This is a genomic window from Ideonella sp. (genome assembly GCF_035254525.1).
GTDB lineage: Bacteria > Pseudomonadota > Gammaproteobacteria > Burkholderiales > Burkholderiaceae_C > Ideonella.
Window position 1 is genome coordinate 1 of the sequence record NZ_DATFAN010000167.1, and the last position, 8,084, is coordinate 8,084.

Consider the following 8,084-nt stretch of genomic DNA (forward strand, 5'->3'; position numbering starts at 1 on the left):
CTGCGCATCAACGGCGAGACGGTGGCCGAAGCCGGCTTCGAGCTCCTGCCCTGACGGCTCACCAGTTCGCTTCGCGCTCCGGCGTCGCGCCGATGCGGTGGATCGACAGGTCGGCGCCGTCGAACTCCTCCTCGGCCGACAGCCGCAGCCCGGCGACCGCGCGCACCACCGCGTAGACGGCGCCACCGCCGACGAGCGCCCAGGCCACCCCGGCCAGCGTGCCGATCAGCTGCGCCGTCAGGCTCACGCCGCCCAGACCACCGAGTGCCCGCTGGCCGAACAGGCCGCAGGCCACGCCCCCCCAGGCACCGCACAAGCCATGCAGCGGCCAGACACCGAGCACGTCGTCGATCTTCCAGCGGTTCTGCGTCAGGGTGAACAGCGAGACGAAGATCGCGCCCGCCACGCCGCCGACGACCAGCGCGCCGATCGGGTGCATCACGTCCGAGCCCGCGCACACCGCGACCAGCCCGGCCAGCGGTCCGTTGTAGGCAAAGCCCGGGTCGTTTCGGCCGAGCCAGACAGCCACCAGCGTGCCGCCGACCATCGCCATCAGCGAGTTGACCGCCACGAGGCCGGAGATCTTGTCGATCGTCTGCGCGCTCATCACGTTGAAGCCGAACCAGCCGACCGCGAGGATCCACGCGCCCAGCGCGAGAAAGGGGATGCTCGACGGCGGGTGCGCGCTCATCGCACCGTCCTTGCGGTAGCGGTTTGAGCGAGCGCCCAGCAGCAGCACCGCGGCCAGGCCGACCCAACCACCCACCGCGTGCACGACGACGCTGCCGGCAAAGTCGTGGAACTCGGCTCCGGTGAGGTCTTTCAGCCAGGCCTGCAGGCCGAAGCGGCCGCCCCAGACCGCGCCTTCGAACAGCGGGTAGACCAGGCCGACGATCACCGCGGTGGCCATCAGCTGCGGGCCGAAGCGCGCACGCTCGGCAATGCCGCCCGAGACGATGGCTGGAATCGCCGCCGCGAAGGTCAGCAGGAAGAAGAACTTGACGAGCTCGTAGCCGTTGCGCGCGGCCAGTGCCTCGGCGCCGGTGAAGAAGCTCACGCCGTACGCCACCGCGTAGCCGACGAAGAAGTAAGCCACGGTGCTGACCGCGAAGTCGACCAGGATCTTGACCAGCGCATTGACCTGGTTCTTCTTGCGCACGGTGCCGAGCTCGAGAAACGCGAAGCCGGCGTGCATGGCCAGCACCATCACGGCGCCGAGCAGGATGAACAGGGCATCGCTGCCTTGCTTGACGGAATCCATCGGGAGAGGCTTTCGAAGGTGGCGGGCGCTCGGACGGCCGGCGAATGCACCAGGCGAGCGAATCACGCACCAGAAAGCAAAACCAATACCAAGCTTGGTGCAAGCCGGCGGGCGTGCCGCCTCCAAGGCGCGCACCGATTTGCCGCATCGATCCACCACCAAGGTGCAATTTCGGCACATAGCGCACCTCCAAGGTGCGCCACCGCCTGCTCTCAGCCGATCTCAGGCGAATGCACCGCCATCAGCACCACCTCGCCGCGGTGCTCGCGCGGCCGGTGGCGCAGCCACCAGACGCCACCCTTGCGGATCGACCAGGCCGTCAACGCCTCCGGCGACCCAGCGGCGAGCTGTGCGCCGATCATCAGGTAGGCGGCCGCCAGGCCGAGCGTCGGCTGGTGGCCGACCACCAGCACCGGCTCGCGGGCATCGGGCCAGCGCACGGCCGCCAGCAGCCCGTCCACCGTGCCCTCGGGCGCCAGGGCGTCGCTGAGCTTGAACTTACGGTCCAGCGCCTCGGCCGTCTGGCGCGCACGCAGCGCGGGGCTGACCAGCACCTTCGTCGAATGCGGCAGCACCTGGTTCAGCCAGTCGGCGACGCGGCGCGCATGGCGCTCGCCCTTGTTCGTCAGCCCGCGCGCCGGGTCGTCCACGCCGTCGGCCAACTCCTCCGCCTCGGCGTGGCGCCAGAGAATCAAGTCCATGCGGCTCAAGACCCGAAGCGGGCCATCAGCGCCTGCTGTGCGCTGACGCCTTGGGTGCCGACACGGCGGTAGCTGCCGTCGCGCTGCAGTTCCCAGGCGTCGCGCGAGTCGTGCAGGTAGGGGACCAGGCACTCGTCGATCACGCGCTGGCGCAGCCGCGCATCGCGCACCGGCCAGGCCAGCTCGATGCGGCGGAACATGTTGCGGCCCATCCAGTCGGCGCTGGACAGGTACAGCACCTCGTCGTCCTCGCCCGTCCCCCAGCGGAAATACAGGATGCGCGAATGCTCGAGGAAGCGCCCGACCACCGAGCGCACGCGAATGCGTTCGGTCTGGCCGGGCACGCCCGGCGGCAGCATGCAGGCGCCGCGCACGACGAGGTCGATCTGCGCGCCGGCACGGCTGGCGTCGACCAGCGCGTGGATCAGGCCGGGGTCGGTCAGCGCGTTGAACTTGGCGACGATGCGCGCGGGCCGGCCGGCACGCGCCGCATCCGCCACCTGGCCGATGTGGCGCACCAGGCGCCGGTGCAGCACGAAGGGCGCGGTCAGCAGGTGGCGAGGCGGCTTGACCCGCGTCAGGCTCGCGATCTGCTGGAACACCGCGTCGGCATCGGCCGCGATGCCGGGGTCGGCGGTGAGGTAGCCGATGTCGGTGTACAGCCGCGCGGTCTTGGGGTTGTAGTTGCCGGTCGACAGGTGCACATAACGCCGAAGCTGCGGTGCCCCACGCGGGCCGGCTTCGCGCCGCGTGACCAGCAGCAGCTTGGCGTGCGTCTTCAGCCCGACGATGCCGTAGACGACCTGCGCGCCGACCGCCTCGAGCCGCTCGGCCCAGTTGATGTTGGCTTCCTCGTCGAAGCGGGCCTTCAACTCCACCACGACCATCACTTCCTTGCCGCGCCGCGCCGCGTCGATCAGCAGGTCCATCAGCACGGATTTCGCGCCGGTGCGGTAGACCGTCTGGCGGATCGCGAGCACGTCCGGGTCGTTGACCGCCTGGCGCAGGAACTCGACCACCGGCTCGAAGCTCTCGAACGGGTGGTGCAGCAGCACGTCGCGCTCGCGCAGCGTGTCGAAGATCGAGCCGGCGCGCGGCAGCCGGCCGGCCGGCCAGCCCGGCTCGTAGGGCGCGAAGCGCAGCGCGGCCCCTGCGGCCAGGTCGTCCGCCAGGTCGATCAGCTCGTTCAGCCGCACCAGGTTGACGGGGCCGTCGACCCGGTACAACGCGGCCTCGGGCAGGTCGAACTGCTCGAGCAGGAAGCGCCACAGGTCGGGCGGGCAGCTGCTGACCACCTCGACCCGGATGGCCTGGCCGAAATGCCGCGTCGTGAGGCCGGCGCGCAGCGCCTGGCGCAGGTTGGTGACATCGTCGTCGTCGACCTCGAGCTCGGAATCCCGCGTAACGCGGAACTGCGAGAACGATTCGACCGTGCGGCCGGAGAACAGCTCGTCCAGGTGCGCGCGGATCACGCTGGACAGCAGCACGAAACCCTGCTCGCCCGGCGCGCACACATCCGCCGGCAGCCGGATGACCCGCGGCAGCACGCGCGGCACCTTGACGATCGCGATCTGGCTCTCGCGGCCGAAGGCGTCCCTGCCGCCCAGGTGAACGATGAAGTTGAGCGACTTGTTGGCCACCTGCGGGAACGGGTGCGCCGGATCCAGCCCGATGGGCATCAACAGCGGCCGCACTTCGCGCTCGAAGAAGCCCGCGACCCAGCGCCGCTGCGGCTCGCTGCGGTCGGCATGGTTGATCACGCGGATGCCGTGGCGCTCGAGCGCCGGCATCACCTCGGTGTTGAAGATCGCGTACTGCTCGTCGATCAGCCCGTGCGCCCGCGCCGCCACCGCAGCCAGGTCGGCGCGCGAGGCCTCGCTCGGCGCGGCGCGCGCGGCCTCCAGCACGTCGGCAAAACGCACTTCGAAGAACTCGTCGAGGTTCGACGACACGATGGTGACGTAGCGCAGCCGCTCGAGCAACGGCACGTCCTCGCGCTGGGCCTGGGCCAGCACGCGGCGGTTGAACGCGAGGATCGCCTGCTCGCGGTTGAGCAGCGCCAGCGGCGCGCTCTCGCTGGGGCCGGCCGCCTCCACGGCCCCCTCGCTGGGCAACAGTTCGCTCATCTCGCCCCCTTGGTGCTGCGCACCGTCCCCCAAAGGGGGAATGCGCCCTTGAGGCGGCTCTGCGTGCTCATGGCGCGAGTTTATGAAGCTGTTGTGACAGTGGCGTGACCCGTTTGACAGGAACCAGGTACTGCAGGAATTGCCGGGTCGCGGTCGCCCAGTCGAAAGCCCGGGCACGCGCCAGCGCCTGCTCGCGCGGGATGTCGAGCGCGCGCAGCGCGGCTGTACGCAGATCATCATGCAACACGCCGGCGCCGCTGGCGCCGATCACGTCCAACGGCCCGGCCACCGGGAAGGCCGCGACCGGCGTGCCGCAGGCCAGCGCCTCCAGCATCACCAGGCCGAAGGTGTCGGCATGGCTCGGGAACACGAAGGCGTCGGCCGCGCTGTAGATCGTGGCGAGCTGCTCGCGCGGCACCACGCCGCGCCAGACGACCTCCGGGTGGCGCGCGCGCAGCTTCTCCAGCAGCGGGCCCTGGCCATAGACGACCTTGGTGCCGGGCAGGTCCGCGCCGAGAAAGGCCTCGAGGTTCTTCTCGTACGAGACGCGGCCGATGGCCAGGAACACCGGCCGCGGCAAGCCCAGGTCGGCCCCCGGAACCGGCCGGAACAAGCTCAGGTCCACCCCGTGCGACCAGGGCCGCAGGTTGGCGAAGCCATGGCCCTGCAGGATCTTCAGCATCCCCTCGGTGGGCACCATCACGCCGGCCGAAGGCGCGTGGAAACGGCGAAACCAGGCGTAGCCCCAGGCTGCCGGCAGGTGCAGCGCGCGGGCCAGGATGTCCGGGAAGCGGGTATGGAAGGCCGTCGTGAAGCGCCAGCCGCGCGCCAGGCAGTGGCGCCGCGCCGCCTGGCCCAGCGGGCCTTCGGTGGCAATGTGCACCGCGTCCGGCCCGAAGGCGTCGAGCTGCCGCGCCACCTCACGGCCGGGCCGCCAGGCCAGTTCGATCTCCCGGTAGCCCGGGCAGGCGAAACGCCGGAACGGCCCCGGCTCGACGACCAGCAGGTCGTGGCCGGCTTCGGCCAGGCCACGCACCAGCTCGACCAGCGTCGTGACCACGCCATTGACCTGGGGCTGCCAGGCGTCGGTGACGAGGGCGATCTTCATCCGGAGCGCCTCAGCCGCGGGTCGCCGCGGCGACGGGCTCGGGCCAGGGCTCGGGCAGCGGCTCGGTCTCCGGCGCTTCGTCGGCCGCTGGGGTCGCCCGTGGCAGGGCCAGTGCGCAGCGCGACCAATCGATCAGTTCGAGCCGGCCGTCGGCATGCTCGGCCAGCGCGCTCAGGCTCTCGACCCAGTCGCCGTCGTTCGCATACAGCACGCCGTCGATCTCGCGCAGCTCGGCGTGGTGGATGTGGCCGCAGACCACGCCGTGCACGCCGCGCTTCTTCGCCTCGCGCGCCACCGCAGCCTCGAAATCGCTCACATAGCTGACCGCGCGCTTGACCTTGAGCTTGAGGTAGCGCGACAGGCTCCAGTACGGCAGGCCGAACTTCGCGCGCAGGTGGTTCACGTAGCGGTTGAGCTTCAGCGTGAATTCATAGAGCGAGTCGCCCACGTGGGCCAGCCACTTGGCGCACTGGATCACGCCGTCGAACAGGTCGCCGTGGGTGACCCACAGCCGCCGGCCGTCGGCGGTCGTGTGCACGCAGTCCTCGACCACTTCGACCCCGCCGAAGCTGTGGCCCAGGTACTTGCGCGCGAATTCGTCGTGATTGCCCGGCACGAAGACGACGCGCGTGCCCTTGCGGACCTTGCGCAGCAGCTTCTGCACCACGTCGTTGTGCGCCTGCGGCCAGTACCAGCCGCGCCGCAGCTGCCAGCCGTCGATGATGTCGCCGACGAGGTACAGCGTCTCGCACTCGGTGTCCCGCAGGAAATCCAGCAGCGCGTGCGCCTGGCAGCCCGGCGTGCCGAGGTGGATGTCCGAGATCCACAGCGTGCGAAAACGCAGCGGCACGGCGGCGGGCGGCGCGGTGTCGGGGGCAATCTGCATGGACGGGCATGGTCGCCGGCCCGGGTGACGCGGCAGTGAAGGCCCGGTGACGCTTCGGTGACCGAACAGCCGATCTTGTTCAACGATCGTCAGCAAGCCGCCCGGTCGTCTTGCCGCGGGCCGGCGGCGCCGCGAACATCCGCGCCACGCCTTGCCCCACCCGGGGCCCCACCGCATTCCCACGAGGAGACGTCGTTTGAGCTCGCTTCCCCTTTGCCGCATCGCCCTGGCCTGTGCCACGCTGTTCAGCGCCGTGGCCGCCAACGCCGCCCAGCCCGCCGACCACCCGCAGGCCGTCGCCCGGGCGCTGTCCCACCTGCAATCGTCGTCGCGCGGTGCGCTCGCGCGGGCCGACGCCTTCGAGGCGCGTGACGTGATCGTCGACGCCGATGGCAGCGAGCATGTGCGCTTTGCCCGCCGCTTCCAGAACCTGCGCGTGATCGGCGGCGACGTGGTCGTGCACGGCCACGCGAACGGCGCGCTGCGCGGGCTGTCACGCACGCTGGCCGCCGCCCCGGTGCTGGCCACGCGGCCGACGCTGGCTGCGTCGGCCGCCGAGCTGGCCGGCCTGGCCACGGCCAACGTCGCCACCGGCGCCACCGTGACCAGCGAGCTGGTCGTCTTCGCCCACCACCGCAAGCCGGTGCTGGCCTGGGACGTGCTCTACACCGGGCAGACCAGGCAGGGCAGCCCGACCGAGCGTCATGTGATCGTGCACGCCCACACCGGCCAGGTGCTCGACAGTTTCGACGACATCCAGACCGCCGACGCCGCCGGAGTCGGAAACAGCCTGTTCCTCGGCCAGATCGAGATCCGCACCGACAGCCAGGCCGACGGCAGCTTCGCGCTGCGCGACACCACGCGCGGCGGCCACGCCGTGTACGACCTGCACGGCAACTTCAGCGGCAAGGGCACGCTGTTCACCGATGCCGACAACACCTGGGGCGACGGCACCAAGGCGAATCGCCAGACGGTCGCCGTCGACGCGGCCGCCGGCCACGCCTTCACCTGGGATTACTACCTCAACGTGCACGGCCGCCACGGCATCGCCGACGACGGCGTGGGTGCCACCTCGAAGGTGCACCAATCGCTGTTCGGCCTGCCCTGGGTCAACGCCTCGTGGAGCGACAGCTGCTTTTGCATGAGCTATGGCGACGGCGACAGCAGCTACTGGCCGCTGGTCGCGCTCGACGTGGCCGGCCACGAGATGAGCCACGGCGTCACCTCGCGCACGGCCGCCCTGATCTACTCCGGCGAATCGGGCGGGCTGAACGAGTCGACTTCGGACATCTTCGGCTCGATGGTCGAGTTCTATGCGAACAACGCCGCCGAGACACCGGACTACCTGATCGGCGAGCGCCTGCTGCGCGACGGCAGCGGCGTGCCGCTGCGCTCGATGATCCAGCCCAGCGCCGACGGTGCGTCGGCCGACTGCTGGTACGCGGGCGTCGGCAACCTGGACGTGCACTACTCGTCCGGCGTCGGCAACCACCTGTACTACCTGATGGCCGAGGGCTCGCAGCCGCTGAACGGCCCGGCTTCGCCGACCTGCCAGGCGGGCGACACCCGGGTTGCCACCGGCAACGCCGTGGTCAAGGGCGTCGGCCGCAAGAAGGCCGAGAAGATTTGGTACCGTGCCCTTTCGGTCTACATGACCTCGAGCACCGATTACCACGGCGCCCGCGAGGCGACGCTGGCCGCCACGGCCGACCTGTACGGCGGCGTCGGCTCCAAGGTGTGGAACAAGGTGAACAGGGCCTGGGCGGCCGTCAGCGTGACACCCTGAACCGGAATCAAGGAGTCAGCTGGACTCCCTTGCTTGGTCCACCTCCGGGTGGACCTTTTTTTGGGCTTGTCGCTTACTCGCCCAGGTACGCCGCGCGGACCTTGGGGTCGTCGAGCAGCTGGCGGGCGGGCCCGCTCATGGTGACCTCGCCGGACTCCATGACGTAGCCGCGGTTGGCCAGCGCCAGCGCGCGGCTGGCGTTCTGCTCGACCAGCA

6 protein-coding genes and 1 pseudogene are annotated in these 8,084 nt (G+C 70.4%); 1 reads left to right on the forward strand and 6 read right to left on the reverse strand.

Going from position 1 to position 8,084, the window contains the following annotated elements; genetic code table 11:
• Positions 1 to 58 precede the first annotated feature (58 nt).
• From VJ693_RS17635 to VJ693_RS17655, 5 genes are all read right to left on the reverse strand, one after another.
• Positions 59 to 1,261 (reverse strand): ammonium transporter, encoded by a 1,203-nt coding sequence (locus VJ693_RS17635; RefSeq protein ID WP_324156249.1) that lies wholly within the window; start codon positions 1,259 to 1,261, stop codon positions 59 to 61.
• Positions 1,262 to 1,473: 212 nt separating this feature from the next.
• Complete coding sequence (locus VJ693_RS17640) at positions 1,474 to 1,962, reverse strand: SixA phosphatase family protein (RefSeq protein WP_324156251.1); 489 nt, start codon at positions 1,960 to 1,962, stop codon at positions 1,474 to 1,476.
• Between the two features lie 5 nt (positions 1,963 to 1,967).
• Positions 1,968 to 4,088, reverse strand: coding sequence for a polyphosphate kinase 1 (gene ppk1 / locus VJ693_RS17645; protein WP_324156253.1), 2,121 nt, complete (start codon positions 4,086 to 4,088; stop codon positions 1,968 to 1,970).
• Between the two features lie 67 nt (positions 4,089 to 4,155).
• Positions 4,156 to 5,196 (reverse strand): glycosyltransferase family 1 protein, encoded by a 1,041-nt coding sequence (locus tag VJ693_RS17650; protein WP_324156255.1) that lies wholly within the window; start codon positions 5,194 to 5,196, stop codon positions 4,156 to 4,158.
• A 10-nt stretch (positions 5,197 to 5,206) separates the two neighbouring features.
• Positions 5,207 to 6,082 carry a UDP-2,3-diacylglucosamine diphosphatase gene (locus VJ693_RS17655; RefSeq protein ID WP_324156258.1) on the reverse strand — a complete coding sequence of 292 codons (876 nt, stop codon included), beginning with the start codon at positions 6,080 to 6,082 and terminating at the stop codon, positions 5,207 to 5,209.
• A gap of 196 nt (positions 6,083 to 6,278) precedes the next feature.
• Between VJ693_RS17655 and VJ693_RS17660 the strand changes: the two genes are divergently transcribed.
• Entirely contained in the window at positions 6,279 to 7,868 is a 1,590-nt protein-coding gene (locus VJ693_RS17660) for a M4 family metallopeptidase (protein ID WP_324156259.1), read from the forward strand.
• A gap of 73 nt (positions 7,869 to 7,941) precedes the next feature.
• Here VJ693_RS17660 and VJ693_RS17665 read toward each other — a convergent pair.
• Positions 7,942 to 8,084, reverse strand: a pseudogene (locus VJ693_RS17665) (ABC transporter ATP-binding protein); the annotation flags it as partial.

Coding starts and splice junctions, on each gene's coding strand:
- VJ693_RS17640 (WP_324156251.1), bottom strand. CDS start 1,962: ATGGACTTGATTCTCTGGCGCCACGCCGAGGCGGAGGAGTTGGCCGAC.
- ppk1 (WP_324156253.1), bottom strand. CDS start 4,088: ATGAGCGAACTGTTGCCCAGCGAGGGGGCCGTGGAGGCGGCCGGCCCC.
- VJ693_RS17650 (WP_324156255.1), bottom strand. CDS start 5,196: ATGAAGATCGCCCTCGTCACCGACGCCTGGCAGCCCCAGGTCAATGGC.
- VJ693_RS17655 (WP_324156258.1), bottom strand. CDS start 6,082: ATGCAGATTGCCCCCGACACCGCGCCGCCCGCCGCCGTGCCGCTGCGT.
- VJ693_RS17635 (WP_324156249.1), bottom strand. CDS start 1,261: ATGGATTCCGTCAAGCAAGGCAGCGATGCCCTGTTCATCCTGCTCGGC.